20 protein-coding genes are annotated in these 19002 nt (G+C 56.6%); 12 read left to right on the forward strand and 8 right to left on the reverse strand.

The annotated features are described in order from the left end of the window. Positions 1-36: 36 nt before the first annotated feature. Positions 37-705 (forward strand): DUF3313 domain-containing protein, encoded by a 669-nt coding sequence (locus ACSIPU_RS00800; RefSeq protein ID WP_435321492.1) that lies wholly within the window; start codon positions 37-39, stop codon positions 703-705. A 96-nt stretch (positions 706-801) separates the two neighbouring features. On the opposite strand, the gene ACSIPU_RS00805 is transcribed toward ACSIPU_RS00800, so the two are convergent. Then, complete coding sequence (locus tag ACSIPU_RS00805; RefSeq protein WP_105890302.1) at positions 802-1698, reverse strand: DMT family transporter; 897 nt, start codon at positions 1696-1698, stop codon at positions 802-804. A gap of 182 nt (positions 1699-1880) precedes the next feature. Between ACSIPU_RS00805 and ACSIPU_RS00810 the strand changes: the two genes are divergently transcribed. After that, positions 1881-2747 carry an AraC family transcriptional regulator gene (locus ACSIPU_RS00810; protein WP_016807859.1) on the forward strand — a complete coding sequence of 289 codons (867 nt, stop codon included), beginning with the start codon at positions 1881-1883 and terminating at the stop codon, positions 2745-2747. On the opposite strand, the gene ACSIPU_RS00815 is transcribed toward ACSIPU_RS00810, so the two are convergent. Beyond that, positions 2727-3914 carry a benzoate/H(+) symporter BenE family transporter gene (locus ACSIPU_RS00815; protein WP_265785535.1) on the reverse strand — a complete coding sequence of 396 codons (1188 nt, stop codon included), beginning with the start codon at positions 3912-3914 and terminating at the stop codon, positions 2727-2729. The genes ACSIPU_RS00810 and ACSIPU_RS00815 overlap by 21 nt on opposite strands. 159 nt (positions 3915-4073) lie before the next feature. Here ACSIPU_RS00815 and ACSIPU_RS00820 point away from each other — a divergent pair, with 159 nt between their 5' ends. Next, positions 4074-4610: a helix-turn-helix domain-containing protein gene (locus tag ACSIPU_RS00820; protein WP_196558108.1), complete on the forward strand. Its 537-nt coding sequence runs from the start codon at positions 4074-4076 to the stop codon at positions 4608-4610. Positions 4611-4858: 248 nt separating this feature from the next. After that, the gene (locus ACSIPU_RS00825) at positions 4859-6823 is read left to right on the forward strand and encodes a peptidase U32 family protein (RefSeq protein WP_196558109.1); all 1965 of its coding nucleotides are present in this window, start codon (positions 4859-4861) and stop codon (positions 6821-6823) included. 13 nt (positions 6824-6836) lie between these two features. Here ACSIPU_RS00825 and ACSIPU_RS00830 read toward each other — a convergent pair whose 3' ends face one another. From ACSIPU_RS00830 to ACSIPU_RS00845, 4 genes are all read right to left on the reverse strand, one after another. Continuing rightward, entirely contained in the window at positions 6837-7070 is a 234-nt protein-coding gene (locus ACSIPU_RS00830) for a DUF2554 family protein (RefSeq protein WP_004101803.1), read from the reverse strand. A 168-nt stretch (positions 7071-7238) separates the two neighbouring features. Continuing rightward, entirely contained in the window at positions 7239-7364 is a 126-nt protein-coding gene (locus tag ACSIPU_RS00835; RefSeq protein ID WP_004101804.1) for a DUF2474 domain-containing protein, read from the reverse strand. Further along, on the reverse strand, positions 7364-8374 hold the full coding sequence (gene cydB / locus ACSIPU_RS00840; RefSeq protein ID WP_004101805.1) for a cytochrome d ubiquinol oxidase subunit II: 1011 nt from the start codon (positions 8372-8374) through the stop codon (positions 7364-7366). Before cydB ends, ACSIPU_RS00835 begins: the two co-directional genes overlap by 1 nt. Continuing rightward, a complete protein-coding gene (locus tag ACSIPU_RS00845; RefSeq protein ID WP_435321495.1) occupies positions 8374-9771 on the reverse strand; it encodes a cytochrome ubiquinol oxidase subunit I in 1398 nt (465 codons plus the stop codon). Before ACSIPU_RS00845 ends, cydB begins: the two co-directional genes overlap by 1 nt. 327 nt (positions 9772-10098) lie before the next feature. Between ACSIPU_RS00845 and ACSIPU_RS00850 the strand changes: the two genes are divergently transcribed. The 6 genes from ACSIPU_RS00850 to patD all read left to right on the forward strand — a co-directional run bounded on the left by ACSIPU_RS00850 (position 10099) and on the right by patD (position 17156). Continuing rightward, positions 10099-11511: an aminotransferase-like domain-containing protein gene (locus ACSIPU_RS00850; protein WP_004101808.1), complete on the forward strand. Its 1413-nt coding sequence runs from the start codon at positions 10099-10101 to the stop codon at positions 11509-11511. A 292-nt stretch (positions 11512-11803) separates the two neighbouring features. Next, positions 11804-12949 (forward strand): putative ABC transporter substrate-binding protein YdcS, encoded by a 1146-nt coding sequence (ydcS, locus tag ACSIPU_RS00855; RefSeq protein WP_004101810.1) that lies wholly within the window; start codon positions 11804-11806, stop codon positions 12947-12949. 19 nt (positions 12950-12968) lie between these two features. Next, positions 12969-13979, forward strand: coding sequence for an ABC transporter ATP-binding protein (locus ACSIPU_RS00860; protein ID WP_004112756.1), 1011 nt, complete (start codon positions 12969-12971; stop codon positions 13977-13979). Position 13980: 1 nt separating this feature from the next. After that, complete coding sequence (locus ACSIPU_RS00865; RefSeq protein ID WP_004112757.1) at positions 13981-14910, forward strand: ABC transporter permease; 930 nt, start codon at positions 13981-13983, stop codon at positions 14908-14910. After that, positions 14900-15706, forward strand: coding sequence for an ABC transporter permease (locus tag ACSIPU_RS00870; protein WP_049095588.1), 807 nt, complete (start codon positions 14900-14902; stop codon positions 15704-15706). Before ACSIPU_RS00865 ends, ACSIPU_RS00870 begins: the two co-directional genes overlap by 11 nt. A 22-nt stretch (positions 15707-15728) precedes the next feature. Beyond that, positions 15729-17156 (forward strand): aminobutyraldehyde dehydrogenase, encoded by a 1428-nt coding sequence (patD, locus tag ACSIPU_RS00875; RefSeq protein ID WP_016807853.1) that lies wholly within the window; start codon positions 15729-15731, stop codon positions 17154-17156. A 342-nt stretch (positions 17157-17498) separates the two neighbouring features. On the opposite strand, the gene ACSIPU_RS00880 is transcribed toward patD, so the two are convergent. Next, positions 17499-17621, reverse strand: a complete 123-nt coding sequence (locus ACSIPU_RS00880) for a small membrane protein (protein ID WP_004101819.1) — start codon at positions 17619-17621, stop codon at positions 17499-17501. A 567-nt stretch (positions 17622-18188) separates the two neighbouring features. On the opposite strand from ACSIPU_RS00880, the gene ACSIPU_RS00885 reads away from it, so the two are divergent. After that, positions 18189-18473 carry a hypothetical protein gene (locus ACSIPU_RS00885; RefSeq protein WP_016807852.1) on the forward strand — a complete coding sequence of 95 codons (285 nt, stop codon included), beginning with the start codon at positions 18189-18191 and terminating at the stop codon, positions 18471-18473. A gap of 52 nt (positions 18474-18525) precedes the next feature. On the opposite strand, the gene yncL is transcribed toward ACSIPU_RS00885, so the two are convergent. Then, positions 18526-18618, reverse strand: a complete 93-nt coding sequence (yncL, locus tag ACSIPU_RS00890; protein ID WP_004101822.1) for a stress response membrane protein YncL — start codon at positions 18616-18618, stop codon at positions 18526-18528. A gap of 197 nt (positions 18619-18815) precedes the next feature. On the opposite strand from yncL, the gene ACSIPU_RS00895 reads away from it, so the two are divergent. Then, entirely contained in the window at positions 18816-18989 is a 174-nt protein-coding gene (locus ACSIPU_RS00895; protein WP_004101823.1) for a GhoT/OrtT family toxin, read from the forward strand. Positions 18990-19002: the final 13 nt, after the last annotated feature.

The raw sequence follows: 19002 nt of genomic DNA on the forward strand, positions 1-19002 counted from the left end.
CTTGCCGATAGATGGTATTCACAGGGATCAACCTATATGCGTACTCAGTTATTTTTTAAGGTCGCCGCGCTCGCTGGCCTGTTAGCCTTGGCCGGTTGTTCATCAAAACTGGCTAAACCTGAACAATATTCCGGTTTTTTAAAAGATTACTCAGGTTTAAAAGAAACCACCTCCGCTTCCGGTAAACCGGAGTTGCGCTGGATTTCTGCGGATTACAATCCGAACAACTATGACAATATCGTTTATAACCCCATCACCTATTATCCGGTCCCTAAGCCGACGACCCAGGTTGGCGAAAAGGCGCTCAGCGATATCCTTAATTACACCAACAAAGAGATGAAACAGGCTATTTCCGAGCGTAAACCGCTGGCTACCACCGCAGGGAAACGCAGCCTGATCTTCCGCGGCGCCATCACCGGCGTGGATTCCAGCAAAGAAGGTCTACAGTTCTACGAAGTGATTCCGGTGGCGATGATTATCGCCGGTACCCAGGCGGCAACCGGTCACCATACCATGGACACCAACCTGTTCTTTGAAGGTGAGCTGATTGACGCGGCGACCAAAAAGCCGGTTATCAAAGTGGTCCGTAAGGGCGAAGGTAAAAACCTGTCCAACGAAAATACGCCGCTCACCGTCGAGACCCTGAAGCAGGTGATCGATGATATGGCGATTGACGCGGTGAAATTCGACCCTAATAACCGTTAATCAGGCGTATCCGTGAATAAAGGCGCTAGTGGTTGATAGCGCCTTTTTCATTTCTCCTCGACGGCAGCGCGAGCGTTAGCAGCGATCCGAGCGAACTCAGGCCAGCCTGCGCCGCAGCAGCCACTGCTCCGGGCGAGCAAACATCACCAGATTGCCGAGCAGAATCAGCGCTAACCCGGCGACGGCGTTGCTATGCCAGACGTAGCCCTCATAAAAGGTGGAAATCGTCAGCGCGACGAGCGGAAATAACAGGGTACTGTAGGCGGCTTTGCTGGCGCCGATTCGCCCCACTAGCGTGAAATAGGCGCCGAAAGCGATCACCGAGCCAAACACCGCCAGATACAGCAGCGCGCCCATATAGCTTAGCGTCCACTGCGGGGCAAAACTATCGCCGCGTACCAGGGCGATAGCGCCCATGACCAGCGTGCCGTAAAGCATAGCCCAGCTGTTGGTGGTCAAGGTTTCCAGGCCGCGGCGCTGGTGGCGAAGGCTGAGCATATTGCCGAGAGAAAATCCGTAGGTGCCTAATGCGCTGAGGGCAATACCCAGCAGGAGCGTGGCGTTCAGGCCGCTGGCCCACAAATCATCCCAGAAGAGCGTTACGATCCCCGCCAGTCCCAGCGCGGCGGCCAGCCAGAAACGGCCCGGCGGCTGCTGGCGGAAAAAGAGAAAACTGTTAATCGCGTTAAACAGCACCGCCATGGAGAAGATCACCGACTCCAGCCCGGTATTGATATACGCAGCGGCGGTATAGAAGCACCAGAAATTAAAGCAGAAGACACAGCAGCCCTGCAGCAGGCAGAAAAGATGGTCCCGGGCGGCCAGCGGGCGAAGACGGCGGGTAAACAGCAGAATGGTCAGCATGGTGATGCTGGCGACGGCAAAACGCCAGAAAATAGACACCGGCGCGGCGACCGGCCCCTGCTGCAAAAAGATAGCAATCCATGTCGTACCCCAGATAACGACGACTAACCCGTAGAGTAATGCGTTCAAAATGTCTCTCCTGTGAGTGTTGTACCCGTCATTTTGCAGCCTCGCCATGCTCCGCGCTGTCATCCACGTGTTGCCGACTTGCAAATTCTTGCGCTTATTTTGCGTTGGCGGCGGGCGAAAGCTGGTATCCGTCAGCGACTCTTCTTAGACTAGGGATCTGCGGAAACTGAACTGTGAAGGCTATGGCTTACGGGACTTTCGAAACATTGCGTCAAAAAAATGCCGTGCTGCGGGAGACGGTTAAGCTCAACTCCGGGATTCAGCTGGCGGCGTGGTATAACAATCTCGATACCATAACGGTACAAAGCGATCACCACACTCTGAGCCTGTATATTGCCGATGGCTACGAAAGCTACCAGAAGACGCCACATGGCTGGAAAAACGGCGGCGGGCCCGACCGTTTCTGCCTGATGCCGAAAGGCGATGAGAGCACCTGGGATATTCGCGGCGACCTCTCTTTTGTCCACCTTTACTGCACCGATGAACATCTCCGCCGGGTAGGCGAGCAGATTTGGGACCGTAGTCCGGCTTCGTTCACGCTGCAGGAAAAAACCTTTTCCAGCGATGACAAAATTACCGCTGTCTATCGCCAGTTTCTGCTGGACAACGACTGGCAGCAGCAGGCGAACCACCTTACGTTGAGTTCCGCCAGCACGCTGCTGCTCACGCACTTGATTCAGCATTATTCAAACGTTCAGTGGCGTTTGCCGACGGTGACCGGCGGCCTGGCGCCGCACGTCTTGCGTAATCTGCTGGCATGGATTGAGGAGAACCTCGACCGGCCGCTCACCCTTGCCGATCTGGCGCAGGAAGCGGCGCTCAGCGAATACCATTTTGCGCGGATGTTCCGCCAGTCAATGAAAATGGCGCCGCATCAGTACGTGATGCAGCGCCGGATGGTTAAAGCGCAGGCGCTTATTACCCGCAGTCTGCTGCCGTTAACCGATATTGCTATGGCCTGCGGTTTTAGCAGCGCCAGCCACTTTAGCAATCGGGTAAAAAGCGCCACCGGCCTGACGCCCTCGCAGCTACGCGCGGCGCAGCGCTGACAGTAAAACGTAGCTGACGCCGCCGAGAACCAGCCCCCAAAAAGCAGAGCCGATACCGGCCAGCTCCACGCCGCTGGCGGTGACCAGAAAAGTCACCACCGCGGCATCGCGTTCACGCTCATGATTGAGCGCCTGAAACAGGCTGCCGCCGATGGTGCCCAGCAGCGCCAGTCCGGCAAGCATCTGGATCCATGCCGCCGGCAGCGCCGACATCAACGAAGTGATGGAGCCGCCGAAGATTCCCGCCAGCAGATAAAAAACGCCCGCCGCCGCCGCCGCGAGCCAGCGCTTTTGCGGGTCCGGATGGGCTTCCGGGCTTTGGCAAATCGCGGCCGTAATCGCGGCGATACAGATCGAGTAGACGCCAAACGGCGACAGCAGCAGCGCCAGACCGCCGGTCGCCACGATCAGCGATGAAGCCGGAACCCGATAGCCCGAAGCCTGCAGGGTAGCAAAGCCGGGGGCATTCTGCGAAGCCATGGTAACAAGGAAAAAGGGTACGCCGACGCTAAGCAGCAGCGCGGGCGTAAATTCAGGAGCGATAAAAGCGGGGGCGACAAAGCGCCAGCTGATATGTGACCCTGTCACATCTCCGCTGAGGGCGGCCACCGCGCTTCCCGCCAGTAGGGCGGCCACCACGGCAAATCGGGGAAGGCAGACTTTGCATATCAGCCAGGCGGCTAACATGCTGCCGCATAGCAGCAGATTGCCCTGCAGGCTGGAGAAAGCCTGCATACCAAAACGCAGCAAAATACCGGCCAGCATCGCCGCCGCCAGCGAATGGGGAATGATTTTCATCAGCCGGGCAAACAGACCGGTTACGCCGCACAGTACGATTAAGCCGTTAGCAAAGATAAACACGCCAATCGCCTGCGCCAGCGTGACGCCGTGCAGGCCGCTAACCAGCAGCGCCGCCCCGGGCGTTGACCACGCCGTCAGGATTGGTACCTTTCGCCATAAGGTGAGCGCCAGGGTACTCACACCCATTCCCAGGCCTAAGGCGGTCATCCAGCCGGCGATTTGCGAAGCATCGGCGCCTGCCGCCGCCGCTGCCTGCCAGATAATGGCGGCAGAACTGGCGTAGCCGACTAAGACCGCGACAAAACCGGCAAGCAGAGTCGGAAAAGGCAGAGTAAAAGAGCGCATAAACATTACCTTGTGCGTTATAACGGTCTTTGTAATGTAGCATTGTGCGTTATAGCGCACAACTACCTTTCACCACCGCCGGGCCAGTACAGGGCTGCGAAGAGGGGGCGGATGATGTCGTTACCCTGTAGAATCAGGCAAATGTGCGTATAATTCCCTAAGAGATTATTGGGAGGTTGAATGAATATTGCGCAACATCTGTCGGCGACGCTAAAAACGCTGCGCCAGCAGCGCGGCTGGAGCCTGTCGCGCCTGGCGGAAGAAACCGGCGTATCGAAAGCCATGCTGGGCCAGATTGAACGTAACGAATCCAGTCCGACCGTGGCGACGCTGTGGAAAATTGCCACCGGCCTGAACGTACCGTTTTCCGCCTTTATTATCGCCGATGATAGCGCTGAACCAGCCGCCTTCGACCCGCAGCAGCAGGCGATGGTTGTGACGCCTGTTTTTCCCTGGGACCCGGTGCTGCGTTTCGATCACTTCTCCATTACCCTGGCGCCCGGCGCGCTAAGCGAGTCCACGCCGCACGAGGAAGGGGTTATCGAACATGTGGTGGTGATTAGCGGCGTGCTGGATCTGTGCCTGCAGGGCGAGTGGCTGTCGCTGCAGCCAGGGGAAGGGCGGCGTTTCGCCGGTGATTTAGCGCACGCCTACCGCAATAGCGGCGCAAAGACCGCCCATTTCCATTCGCTGATCCACTACCCAAAAGCACAATAAAAAAGCCGCGAGCAAACTCGCGGCCAGGCAAATGACTGAGACAACAAATCACAACGTGACGAGGAAAATCCGGAATACGCGATGACTGTATCCTCAGGCGCTTTTTGTGGGAAATATCTTTTCCTTCAATACTTTGCTGAAAAGTGAAAATTCCCCCTGCGGCGGCGGTGGAAAATGTTTTGGTCTGCGCGCAGTTCTGACTACAATAGCCGCCATTTCGACCCCCTATAATGGATAACGACGAGCGTATGCGCCTGCAAAACCATCATCTTGAACTATTGAGTCCTGCCCGCGATGCCGGGATCGCCCGTGAAGCGATTTTACACGGCGCGGATGCGGTCTATATCGGCGGACCGGGCTTCGGCGCGCGTCACAACGCCAGCAATAGCCTGAGCGACATCGCCGGACTGGTGCCATTTGCTCACCGCTACGGCGCGAAGGTGTTCGTGACCCTGAACACCATTCTTCATGATGATGAACTGGAACCGGCGCAACGTCTGATAACCGATCTGTACGAAACCGGCGTGGACGCGCTGATTGTCCAGGATATGGGCGTGCTGGAGCTGGATATTCCGCCGATTGAGCTGCATGCCAGCACCCAGTGCGATATTCGCAGCGTGGAGAAAGCGAAATTTCTTTCCGATGTCGGCTTCAGCCAAATCGTCCTCGCCCGCGAGCTGAATCTTCAGCAGATCAAAGCGATTTACGATAATACCGACGCGACCATCGAATTCTTTATCCACGGAGCGCTGTGCGTGGCCTATTCCGGTCAGTGCAATATTTCCCATGCTCAGACCGGGCGCAGCGCCAACCGCGGCGACTGCTCGCAGGCCTGCCGTCTGCCCTATACCCTGAAAGATGACCAGGGCCGCGTGGTGGCCTATGAAAAGCATTTGCTGTCGATGAAAGACAACGATCAGACCGCCAACCTGGCCGCGCTGATCGATGCCGGAGTGCGTTCCTTTAAGATTGAGGGACGCTACAAAGACATGAGCTATGTGAAGAATATTACCGCGCATTATCGCCAGATGCTTGACGCCATCATTGAAGATCGCGGCGATCTGGCCCGCTCGTCGTTGGGACGTACGGAGCACTTCTTCATCCCGTCCACGGATAAAACCTTCCATCGCGGCAGCACCGACTATTTTGTCAACGCCCGCAAAGGCGATATCGGCGCGTTTGATTCGCCGAAGTTTATTGGCCTGCCGGTGGGTGAAGTGCTGAAAGTCGGCAAGGATTTTCTCGACGTTGAGGTGAGCGAAGTCCTGACCAACGGCGACGGCCTGAACGTGATGATCAAACGTGAGGTTGTTGGCTTTCGCGCCAACACGGTTGAAAAAACGGGCGAAAATCGCTACCGCGTATGGCCGAACGAGATGCCCGCGGATTTACACAAAGTGCGCCCGCATCAGCCGCTAAACCGCAACCTCGATCATAACTGGCAGCAGGCGCTGCTAAAAACCTCCAGCGAGCGTCGCATCGCGGTGGATATCGAACTGAGCGGTTGGCAGGAACAGCTGGTCTTAACCATGACCAGCGAGGAGGGCGTCAGCGTCACCCATACTCTGGACGGCGATTTTGCCGAAGCGACCCAGGCGGAGAAAGCGCTGACGAATCTGCGCGACGGCCTGGCGAAGCTGGGCCAGACCCTTTACTACTCGCGCAACATGGAAATTAACCTGCCGGGTGCGCTATTCGTGCCGAACAGCCTGTTGAACCAGCTGCGTCGGGAAACCGTAGATATGCTGGATGACGCGCGGCTGAAAGCCGTGGTGCGCGGCTGCCGCAAGCCGGTTTCCGTCCCGCCGCCGGTCTATCCGGAAGCGCACCTGTCGTTTCTGGCGAACGTCTACAACCATAAGGCGCGCGAGTTTTACCAGCGTTACGGCGTGCAGCTGATCGATGCCGCCTATGAAGCGCATCAGGAGAAGGGCGATGTGCCGGTCATGATCACTAAGCACTGCCTGCGCTTTGCTTTTAATCTGTGTCCGAAACAGGCTAAAGGGTCGATTAAAAGCTGGAAAGCCACGCCGATGCAGTTGATTCACGGCGATGAAGTGTTGACGCTGAAATTTGACTGCCGCCCCTGCGAAATGCACGTCGTCGGTAAGATAAAAAATCATATCCTTAAAATGCCGCTACCGGGCAGCATCGTGGCGTCCGTCAGCCCGGATGAGCTTATAAAAACCCTGCCGAAACGCAAGGGCGCCTGATGACTGACAGGTCTTAGGGATAGAAGTGCATTTTCGGCTTTCGCGCATTTTGCCAGCGGTGATGTTCGCGCAGATCGGACGCGGCTTCTTCGCTCTGGCTGCGTAGCTCATCGCTATCGGCTTCGTGCTGTAGCTGCTGCTCGAGGCCCTGTACCGGGAAGAAATCGTGTCCGTGCTGGTGGGCCAGCACGTGGCCGGAAAACAGGGCGCACACCAGCAGTAGCGCTGAAACGTATCTTCTGAGCATATCTTTTCCCTTCTGTCGGTGAGTGGGGCTACTATGCCAGGGAGTTGTTGAGCTTATTTCCGCGTTTATCAAAGATGGGAAAAGCTTTTGTCAGCGCTCCCTGACGGATGGCGAAAAAAAGCCCGACGGTGGAGCCGTCGGGCCGACTAAAATGACGTTACGGGCGGCTCAAACCTTCAGCCCGGCGGCCGTCATCAGAAGCCGAAACCCCATGCTCACCGCTCCCAGCGCCAGCACGCTGCCTCCCCACAGCACTATCATCCATACCGCTCGCTTAAGCCATACTCGTTGCATCAGTGATACCCCTCGCCGTGTTGAACTTTGCCGCGAAAAACGTAGTAGCTCCAGAAGGTGTAGCCGAGGATCACCGGCAGAATAAGCAGCGCGCCAACCAGCATAAAGCCCTGGCTTTGCGGCGGCGCGGCGGCCTGCCAGAGGGTAATGTCCGGCGGAATAATATGCGGCCAGATACTGATCCCCAGCCCGCTAAAGCCGAGGAAGATCAGCCCCAGCGTGAGAGTAAAAGGCAGCAGGTGGCTGGCGCTGTTGCGAAGCGTTCGCCAGAGCCAGGCGCCGATCGCCGCCACCAGCAGCGGTACCGGCAGCAGGAAGAATAGGTCAGGCAGGCTAAACCAGCGCCGGGCGATGGCCGGTTGCGCCAGCGGCGTCCAGATGCTGATGGCGACAATGACCGCCAGCAGCGCCAACAGCAAGCCGCGCGCGGTCATGCGCATATTGCGGTGGAGCGCATTTTCGCTTTTCATCACCAGCCAGCTGGCACCCAGCAGCGCGTAGGCAACGCATAGCCCCAGGCCGCAGAACAGGGTAAACGGCGTAAACCAGTCAAACATCCCGCCGCTGAAGCTGCGGCCGTTGACCGGGAAACCGTTGATCACCGCTCCGACCACCATGCCCTGGGTGAAGGTGGCCAGAAGGGAACCGACCATAAAAGCGCGATCCCAGAATGGACGATGCGATGGCGTCGCATTAAAGCGAAATTCAAAGGCAACGCCGCGAAAAATAAGACCGATCAACATCAGGGTGAGCGGGATCGCCAGCGCATCGATAATGACCGCGTAGGCCAGAGGAAATGCGCCAAACAGCCCCGCGCCGCCAAGCACCAGCCAGGTTTCATTGCCGTCCCAGACCGGGGCGACGCTGTTTACCATCACGTCGCGGTCCGCCGTGTCCCGGGTAGTGGTGAATAAAATGCCAATGCCCAGGTCAAAGCCATCCATTACGATATACATCAGGGTGGCGAAGACAATGATAACAAACCAAATAACCGATAAATCGATACCCATTAGCGGAACTCCTTCTGCTGTTCATGGCCCGTAGCGGCGGAGAGTGGACGCGCTGGCGTACCGGAGGCCGGTGGCTGCGCGGTCTGCGGACCTTTGCGAATCAGGCGTAGCATATAGCTGTAGCCGACGCCGAACACCGAACCGTAGACAACGATAAAAGTCAGCAGACTGATCGACATATGCAGGTCGCCGTGAGCGGAGACGGCATCAGCGGTGCGCTGAACGCCATAGACGACCCACGGCTGGCGGCCCACTTCGGTGGTCACCCAGCCCGCCAGAATCGCGATAAGTCCCGAAGGTCCCATCCATAGCGCAAAGCGTAAAAAGGGCCTGCTGTGATAGAGGCGGCCGCGATAGCGTAGCCACAAGGCCAGCGCGCCCAGCAGGATCATCAGCATGCCGAGCCCGGCCATCAGGCGGAAGGACCAGAATACGATGGTGGAGTCAGGGCGATCTTCCGGGGCGAACTCCTTCAGCGCCGGCACCTGCTTATCCAGGCTGTGGGTGAGAATCAGGCTGCCGAGAGCCGGGATCTCCAGGCCATAGCGGGTACGCTCCTGCTGCATATCCGGCCAGCCGAACAGCAGCAGCGGGGTGGGCTCTCCGGGCGCGTTCTCCCAGTGTCCTTCAATGGCGGCGATTTTGGCCGGCTGGTGTTTCAACGTATTCAGCCCGTGCATATCGCCAATCAGCGCCTGAATGGGGGCGACAATCAGCGTCATCCACAGCGCCATGGAGAACATCGCGCGGACGGCGGGGGTATTGTTCCCTCGCAGCAGGTGCCAGGCTGCCGACGCGCCGACGAACAGCGCGCTGCTGAGGAAAGCCGCCACCGACATATGCAGCAGGCGGTAAGGGAAAGACGGGTTAAAAATCACCGCCAGCCAGTCCACCGGCACCACCTGACCATTGACGATCTCAAATCCCTGCGGCGTTTGCATCCAGCTATTAGATGCAAGGATCCAGAAGGTGGAGATAATCGTCCCCAGCGCGACCATACAGGTGGCGAAAAAGTGCAGGCCAGGTCCGACACGGTTCCAGCCGAACAGCATCACGCCGAGGAATCCGGCCTCAAGGAAGAAGGCGGTCAGAACCTCATAGGTCAGCAGCGGGCCGGTAATGCTCCCGGCGAATTCCGAGAATCCGCTCCAGTTGGTACCGAATTGGTAGGCCATCACCAGGCCGGAGACGACCCCCATGCCGAAGTTAACGGCGAAGATTTTTGACCAGAAGTGGTACAGCGAACGCCAGGTCGGGTTTTTGGTTTTTAACCATAAGCCTTCCAGTACCACCAGGTAGCTGGCTAACCCGATGGTGATGGCGGGGAAGATAATATGAAATGACACGGTGAAAGCGAACTGGATCCGCGCCAGGTGGAATGCATCAAGACCGAACATGCAGAACTCCGCAACAAAATTGACTCAGCGCAATTCTAGGCTTCGTTGATAACGGGTTGCAGGAACAGAAACGCTGTTTTTCCCTATAACAGTTGGGGTCTGTTATGACCTTTTGGCAAAACGCAGAATGGCGCTCTCCCGGTCTGCGCTGCGCTTAGCCGGGCTACGGGCTCCCAGCCGTCTGCGGTCCGCTAGCCCGGATAGATGCGCCAGCAACGCCTCCGGTAAGATATTATTTTCACTACACACCATAACAGTTTTTATAAACTGCCATTATTTCTCATCTGATATATAATTGACCCTACGAATAGCTACACGGATCGACGGATGAAAAAGTACCAGCGGCTGGCGCAGCAGATTACCGAACAGATCGCGCTTGGGGTGTGGTTACCCGGCGACAGGTTGCCCTCGCTGCGCGAACAGGTGGTAAGCAGCGGAATGAGTTTTATGACCGTCAGCCACGCCTATCAGCTACTGGAGAGCCAGGGACGCATCATCGCCCGTCCGCAGTCCGGCTATTATGTCGCGCCGCAGCCCACTAAACCGCGGCAGCCCGCGCCGCCCGCCCAGGTAACGCGTGATGAAGCGGTTGATATCAACACTTATATCTTTGAAGTGCTGCAGGCCAGCCGCCAGGCCTCTATGTTGCCCTTCGCCTCGGCTTTTCCCGATCCGCGACTATTCCCCTTACCGCAGCTCAACCGCTCGCTGGCGCAGGTGAGCAAAACCGCAACCGCCATGAGCGTGATTGAAAACCTGCCGCCGGGGAACGATGAACTGCGCCATGCGATTGCCCGGCGCTACGCGCTGCAGGGAATGAATATCTCGCCGGACGACATCGTGATCACCGCCGGCGCGCTGGAAGCGCTGAACCTTAGTCTGCAGGCCGTCACCGAACCGGGCGATTGGGTGGTGGTGGAAAATCCCTGCTTCTACGGGGCGCTGCAGGCTCTTGAAAGATTGCGCCTGAAAGCGCTATCGGTGGCCACGGATGTTAAAGAGGGGATCGATCTCGCCGCGCTGGAGCAGGCGCTACAGAGCTATCCGGTGAAAGCCTGCTGGCTGATGACCAATGGGCAAAACCCGCTCGGCTTTACCCTCAGCGCGGAGAAAAAAGCGCGGCTGGTGGCGCTGCTGGCGCGCTATAACGTGATGCTGATTGAAGATGATGTTTACAGCGAGCTCTACTTTGGTCGTGAGAAACCGCTGCCGGCAAAATACTGGGATCGCGACGATATGACGCTGCACTGCAGCTCCTTCTCCAAATGTCTGGTACCCGGGTTCCGTATCGGCTGGGTGGCGGCGGGCAAGCACGCCCGACGGATCCAGCAGCTACAGCTGATGAGTACGCTCTCCACCAGTTCGCCAATGCAGCTGGCGCTGGTCGATTACCTTTCGACTAAACGCTACGATGCCCACCTGCGCCGTTTACGCCGCCAGCTTGCCGAGCGCAAACAGCTGGCCTGGCAGGCCCTGCTGCGCCATCTTCCCGCAGAGGTAAAAATTCATCATAGCGATAGCGGTTATTTTCTCTGGCTTGAGCTTCCCGCCGGAGCCGATGCGGGGGAGCTGAGCGCCCGCGCGCTGGCGTATAACATCAGCATTGCGCCGGGGAAAATGTTTTCCACCACCGCCAGCTGGACTTCATTCTTCCGCTTTAATACCGCGTGGGGCTGGGGCGAAAAAGAGGAGCTGGGGGTTAAACGCCTGGGCGAACTGATTCGCGAAATGCTGGCTTAGCGTTATTTATTTCCCGCCAGTGATACCGGGCCGAAAAATAAGCCGGCGAACAGGTGGGTTATTATTTTACTGATGCCAACCATAGGAAATTCGCATAGTCGTATTGCCTCGCTAACTCCTTGTCTATAATCCATAAAGTTATTCCGTGTATGCCGTTTTTTGCGTAATGCGCCCCTTGTCACAACCTGAATAAATTTCCCCGGGGGCCCCAGGCGCGCCGTCTACTGTTATGAAGGAAGATATTTTTACGGCACGGCTGCCGCTCATTTTCTTGTGACAGGAGTATGACCCGATGAGCAAAAAAATTGCCCGTGGCAGCCTTTGCGTGCTGGGGATGGTTTTCCTGACGGCGCAGGCCGCCGAGCCGCCGACTTCTCTCGATAAAGGCGAAGGTCGTCTCGATATTATTGCCTGGCCGGGATATATCGAGCGGGGACAAACCGATAAAAGCTACGACTGGGTGAGCCAGTTTGAAAAAGAGTCCGGCTGTCAGGTTAATGTCAAAACCGCCGCCACGTCCGATGAGATGGTCAGCCTGATGGCAAAAGGAGGCTATGACCTGGTCACCGCGTCCGGCGACGCTTCGCTGCGCCTGATTATGGGTAAGCGCGTGCAGCCGATTAACACTGCGCTGATTGCTAACTGGCACTCCCTCGACCCGCGCGTGGAAAAAGGCGCGTGGTTTAACGTCGGCGGACAGGTCTACGGCACTCCATACCAGTGGGGGCCAAACCTGCTGATGTACAACAGCAAAACCTTCCCGACGCCGCCGGATAGCTGGAGCGTGGTGTTCGTAAAACAAAATCTGCCGGACGGAAAAACCAATCAGGGCCGCGTACAGGCTTATGATGGGCCCATTTATATTGCCGACGCCGCGCTATTCGTTAAAGCCACTCAGCCGCAGCTGGGTATTAATGATCCCTATCAACTTACTGAAGCGCAGTATCAGGCGGTGCTGAAAGTCCTGCGCGAACAGCACCCGCTGATCCACCGCTACTGGCACGATACCACCGTGCAGATGAGCGATTTTAAAAACGAAGGTGTGGTGGCCTCCAGCGCCTGGCCCTATCAGGCCAACGGTCTGAAAGCGGAAGGCCAGCCGATTGCCACCGTTTTTCCGAAAGAGGGCGTCACCGGCTGGGCGGATACCACTATGCTGCACAGCGATGCTAAACATCCGGTTTGCGCTTATAAATGGATGAACTGGTCGCTCACCCCGAAAGTGCAGGGGGATGTCGCCGCCTGGTTTGGTTCGCTGCCGGTCGTACCTGCGGGTTGCAAAGCCAGCGCGCTGCTCGGGGATAAAGGCTGCGAAACCAATGGTTACAACGAATTCGCCAAAATTGCGTTCTGGAAAACGCCGGTTGCCGAAGGCGGGAAATTCGTCCCCTACAGCCGCTGGACGCAGGATTACATCGCGATTATGGGCGGTCGTTAAGTCGCCGGAGGCGAAGAACATGCACGCGGTAGAGCTGGATAATGTTTCGCGCCTGTACGGCGACGTGCGGGCGGTGGATGGCGTCAGCATCGCTATTCGCGACGGCGAGTTTTTCTCTATGCTGGGGCCATCTGGCTCCGGCAAAACCACCTGCCTGCGCCTGATTGCCGGATTTGAACAGCTTTCGGGCGGAACGATACGTATTTTTGGCCAACCGGCCAGCGCGCTGCCGCCCTGGCAGCGCGATGTGAATACCGTTTTCCAGGATTATGCGCTGTTTCCTCATATGTCGGTACTCGATAACGTCGCCTACGGGTTGATGGTTAAGGGGATCGGCAAAAAGGAGCGCCACGCCCGTGCGCAGGAGGCGCTGGAGAAGGTGGCGCTCGCTTTTGTGCATGCGCGCAAGCCTTCTCAGCTTTCCGGCGGCCAGCGCCAGCGGGTAGCCATCGCCCGGGCGCTGGTGAATCAGCCAAGGGTCCTGCTGCTGGATGAACCGCTGGGGGCACTGGATCTAAAACTGCGCGAACAGATGCAGCTGGAGCTGAAAAAACTGCAGCAGGCGCTGGGCATCACCTTCATTTTTGTGACCCACGATCAGGGAGAGGCCCTGTCGATGTCTGACCGCGTGGCGGTCTTTAATCAGGGACGCATTGAGCAGGTTGATGCGCCTCAGGATCTCTATTTGCGGCCAAGAACGGCGTTTGTCGCCGGGTTTGTCGGTACCGCCAACGTGTTTAGCAGCGAGCTGGCGCAGAAGCTGTGCGCGATGACGGGCGCCTGGTCGCTGCGTCCGGAGCATATTCGGCTGAATGCCGGCGGGGAGGTGCAGATTCAGGGGATCGTGCAGGCGGTGCAGTATATGGGCGCCGCCACGCGCGTCGAGCTGAAGCTGGCTGACGGCGAGAAGCTGCTGGTGAGTCAGGCGAATGTCGATGGTCAGGCTGCGCTGAACGCCCCTCCGGTAGGGCAACAGGTGCTGGCTTCATGGTCGCGTGCGGCGATGGTCCCCCTGGAGAGCGGAGGGTGATATGACGATGGCGATACCCTCTGCCGGAGGCGGACGCCTGGCCGGCACCTTCTGGCGTCATCCCTCGCTGGCTCTGTTTCTGCTACTGCTGGGGCCGCTCATGTGGTTTGGCATTGTCTATCTGGGGTCGTTGTTGACCCTTTTGTGGCAAAGTTTCTATACCTTTGATGATTTCACCATGTCGGTCACCAACGACCTGACGCTGGCCAATCTGCGCGCGCTGTTTAATCCGGCTAACTACGACATTATTGTGCGCACGCTGGTGATGGCGCTATCGGTGACCGTCGCCAGCGCGATTCTGGCACTGCCCATGGCCTGGTATATGGCCCGCTATACCCGTGGCAAGATGAAAGCCTTTTTCTATATCGCCGTGATGCTGCCGATGTGGGCGAGCTATATCGTCAAAGCCTATGCCTGGACGCTGCTGCTGGCTAAAGATGGCGTCGCCCAGTGGTTCCTGCGCCATCTTGGTCTGGAAAGCGTACTGAGCATGGTGCTGACGATCCCGGCGGTCGGCGGCAATACGCTGTCGACCTCTGGGCTGGGGCGCTTCCTGGTGTTCGTCTATATCTGGCTGCCGTTTATGATCCTGCCTGTGCAGGCGGCGCTGGAACGCCTGCCGTCTTCATTGCTGCAGGCTTCCGCCGATCTTGGCGCCCGTCCGCGCCAGACCTTTCGCTATGTGGTGCTGCCGTTAGCGATCCCCGGCATTGCGGCGGGGTCCATTTTTACCTTCTCCCTGACGCTGGGCGATTTTATCGTGCCGCAGCTGGTGGGGCCGCCGGGATTCTTTATCGGCAATATGGTCTATTCCCAGCAGGGGGCGATTGGCAACATGCCGATGGCGGCGGCGTTTACCCTGGTGCCCATTGTACTGATTGCCCTCTATCTGGCGTTCGTGAAACGTCTGGGAGCATTTGATGCACTCTGATCGCGCACCGCTATTCCTGAAGGTCGCCACCTGGGGTGGCGTGATATTCCTGCATTTCCCGCTGCTGATTATCGCTCTCTACGCATTCAATACCGAAGACGCCGCCTTCAGCTTTCCGCCTGCAGGCCTGACGCTGCGCTGGTTTAGCGAAGCGGCGGGGCGTAGCGATATTATCGATTCCGTGACGTTGTCACTTAAAATCGCCGCGCTGTCGACCGCCATCGCTCTCGTACTTGGCACGCTGGCTGCAGGTGCGCTGTGGCGCAGTAGGTTTTTTGGCAAAAACGCCGTGTCGCTACTGCTGCTATTACCGATTGCGCTGCCCGGCATTATTACCGGGCTTGCGCTGCTGACCGCCTTTAAGGCCGTCAATCTGGAACCCGGGCTGCTGACTATCGTCGTGGGACACGCGACCTTCTGCGTGGTCGTGGTATTTAACAACGTGATTGCCCGCTTTCGCCGCACTTCATGGAGTCTGGTGGAAGCGTCGATGGATTTAGGCGCAACCGGCGGGCAAACCTTTCGTTACGTGGTACTGCCCAATCTGGGATCGGCGCTGCTGGCGGGGGGAATGCTGGCGTTTGCTCTGTCGTTTGATGAAATTATCGTGACCACGTTTACCGCCGGGCACGAGCGTACGCTGCCGCTCTGGTTGCTTAATCAGCTCGGGCGCCCGCGCGATGTCCCGGTCACTAACGTCGTCGCGCTGCTGGTCATGCTGGTGACGATGTTTCCGATTCTGGGGGCCTGGTGGCTCACTCGTGACGGCGACATCAGCGCGGAAAACGGAAAATAAAAAACCGATACAGGATAATGCTATGCAAAATAACCTTTTGATAAACGGTAAGTTAGTGGCTGGCGAAGGCGAGACTGTGCCGGTGTTTAATCCAGCCACCGGCGAAGAGATTTTGTCGATTGCGGAGGCCTCGGCGACGCAGGTTGATGCCGCGGTTGACGCCGCTGACCTGGCCTTTGCCGGCTGGAGTCAGACGACGCCGAAAACCCGCGCCGAATGCCTGCTGCGGCTGGCGGACCTGATTACTGAACATGCCCAGGAGCTGGCTCAACTGGAGTCGTTGAACTGCGGCAAACCGCTGCACTGCGTGGTCAACGATGAGCTACCGGCGGTTGCCGATGTTTTCCGATTTTTCGCCGGTGCAGCGCGCTGTCTGCCGGGTATGGCGGCAGGTGAATACCTCGAAGGCCACACCTCGATGATCCGCCGCGATCCGGTCGGCGTGGTGGCTTCTATCGCGCCGTGGAACTATCCGCTCATGATGGCGGCCTGGAAACTGGCGCCAGCGCTGGCGGCAGGCAACTGCGTGGTAATAAAACCCTCTGAGATCACTCCGCTCACCGCGCTGAAGTTAGGTGAACTGGCGCAGGAGATTTTCCCCGCCGGGGTGCTTAATGTTCTGTTCGGGCGCGGAGCAACCGTCGGCGATCCGCTGACCGCCCATGCCCGGGTTCGCATGGTGTCGCTAACCGGCTCGATTGCTACCGGCGCGCATATTATCGGCCATACCGCGGCGTCGATTAAGCGAACCCATATGGAGCTGGGCGGGAAGGCGCCGGTTATCGTTTTTGATGATGCGGATATTGACGCGGTGGTGGAGGGGGTACGGACCTTTGGGTTTTATAACGCCGGTCAGGACTGTACCGCCGCCTGCCGCATTTACGCGCAGGCCGGAATCTATGACCAACTGGTGGAAAAGCTCGGCGCGGCGGTCGCCAGCCTGAAGATTGGACCGCCGGACGATGAAACGACCGAACTGGGCCCGCTGAGCTCGCAGGCGCATCTGGACAGGGTCAGCGCCGCCGTCGATGCGGCTCGTGCCTTGCCGCATATTCAGGTGGTGACCGGCGGCAGCAAAGCGCCGGGCAATGGTTACTACTTCCAGCCCACGCTGCTGGCAGGGGCGAAGCAGGACGATGCGATTGTGCAGCGGGAGGTTTTTGGTCCGGTTGTCAGCATCACCGCATTTAGCGATGAAGAGCAGGCGCTGTGCTGGGCCAACGATTCCCAATATGGTCTTGCCTCGTCGGTATGGACTCGCGATGTCGGCAGAGCGCACCGGCTCAGCGCCCGCCTGCAGTATGGCTGTACCTGGGTCAATACGCATTTTATGCTGGTTAGCGAAATGCCGCATGGCGGGCAGAAGCTCTCCGGCTACGGCAAGGATATGTCGATGTATGGCCTGGAGGATTATACGACCATCCGTCATGTGATGATCAAGCACGGGTAGAGGATGAGTGATTCAGATTAGCCTGCTAATAGTTACCATAGCAAAAAATGTTAAAACAGAAGCGTGCGTTTATGAGAATATTCTTAAGCCCCTTCAAGAGCTAAGCCATGATGAGTGCCGGAGATAAGCGCCGGGTGGGGCCGGTTAGTCCTCGGGGCGAGGGATGCGCTCTTCCGGGTCCTCTCGTTAACTGACGGAAAAGTTCGCCAGCCCCTGCAGGCAATGCAGGGGCTTTTTGTTGCGCTGGAGATATTAACTTGTTGCTGTGATTTTGCCTGATATCAGGTCATCAGAAATTAAATACGTACGGCGTTATTTATTTTTTGGCAAATGATTAACAGGCTAACGTTTGTTTTTTTTGCTCGGTAAACTTGATTGACGACGCTCGCGAACATAAGAAAAAAGATTATAAATTGCAGCAATAAGTAAAATTAACGCCACAATAAGCACGGCGATTCCGGACATGTACCACCTCAAAAAGCAATGAGTAAAAAACAAGCTTCGCATAACTTGTAATTATGAATGTATGATTTTATGCGAAACAAGGCAAATGATATTTCTTATCATTTAAAGTCGAGAGAAAAGTTTTATCGCTATTTTGGTTTTATAACCTATTGATAAATAATGATGTATTATCTTTTTAACCCGTTTTACTGTATCCTGGCCGCCATTGAACCCGCTAATTATGATGATCGCCTCTTGGCTCAATGCTGATGATTGGATAAAGAATAGTGAACAATTGCCCTGCGACAGGAAAGGCCCGTGAGCTTCGGAGAATAGCGCGCAGCGCTGATTGCGGCAAATAAGGCTTATTTAAACTTAAGCCATCAAATATATAACCCTATAAATAAAGGTGTTATTAACTGCGGATTGTGAGAATAAGTTCTGAAAGGCAAGAGATATTCATTTACCGCCATTGATATTTTCGTGCTCCCCTTTAAAGTTAGCAAATATGTAATGTTTATGTTAAATAATGCGCGATGATGACGGCTGGTGGGGCAGGGAAGCGGGTTTGACTTTATATAGCCGCTCATGCGAACATTCGGCGCAATTTGTTGCTTCGACGTTGATATAGTTTTGAAAAAAATAGCGTGTTTTCTCTTCGTGGCCTGCGCCACAGCGATGCTTTACGGGAATTTTCCCGCTAAACAGATTGTTGATTGTGAAAAACAGGGCGTAGCAGAAGCGGTTTGCGCTGCGGCCGCGTGGGACAGTGAAAAAGTTGACCTGCTACCGGCGTGGGATCCTGAATTGCAGAAGCTGATGACGGTGCAACAACACGCCTCTGCAGCTGAGGCTGGCGCTATTAAATCGTAAAAAAGCAGCCTTCAAAGGCTGCTTTTTTAGGTTTCATTGCTGAGTAAAATCGCTAAAACCAACCAAAACGAACGGACAACAGGCCGATTAGCGCAAGCGCTGCGCCGACATTTATCAGAAGGACGGTTTTGCTGGAAACATCCATAACGCCACCTTAATGAATTAGCCTCTACAGTTATAGTACGAGGTCAAAGGTTGCGCTATCGGACTAAGCCGAATCGGGCGTATTTCTGAAAATTAAAGCCGTGACTCGTTTTATTATGCCATAAACTCTGACGTACGCTGGGGTACGAAAAGGCATCGCTTGACGCGAAAATGCCTCTCAGGGAAGGAAGAAGAAAAATGACGTTGTACCAGAAAATGCTGGTTTTTTATGCAGTTATGGGCTGTATCTGCGCGGTAATAAGCTGGTTCTTAACGAAAGAGAGCCGCTGGATCCGCCTGCTGGCGGCGCTGCTGATTGGCGCGACATGGCCGTTCAGCTTTCCCATGGCGTTGCTGGTCTCTTTGTTCTGATTGAAAAATCGAT

The sequence above is a fragment of the Klebsiella sp. HN106 genome (genome assembly GCF_051209435.1).
Lineage (GTDB): Bacteria > Pseudomonadota > Gammaproteobacteria > Enterobacterales > Enterobacteriaceae > Klebsiella > Klebsiella oxytoca.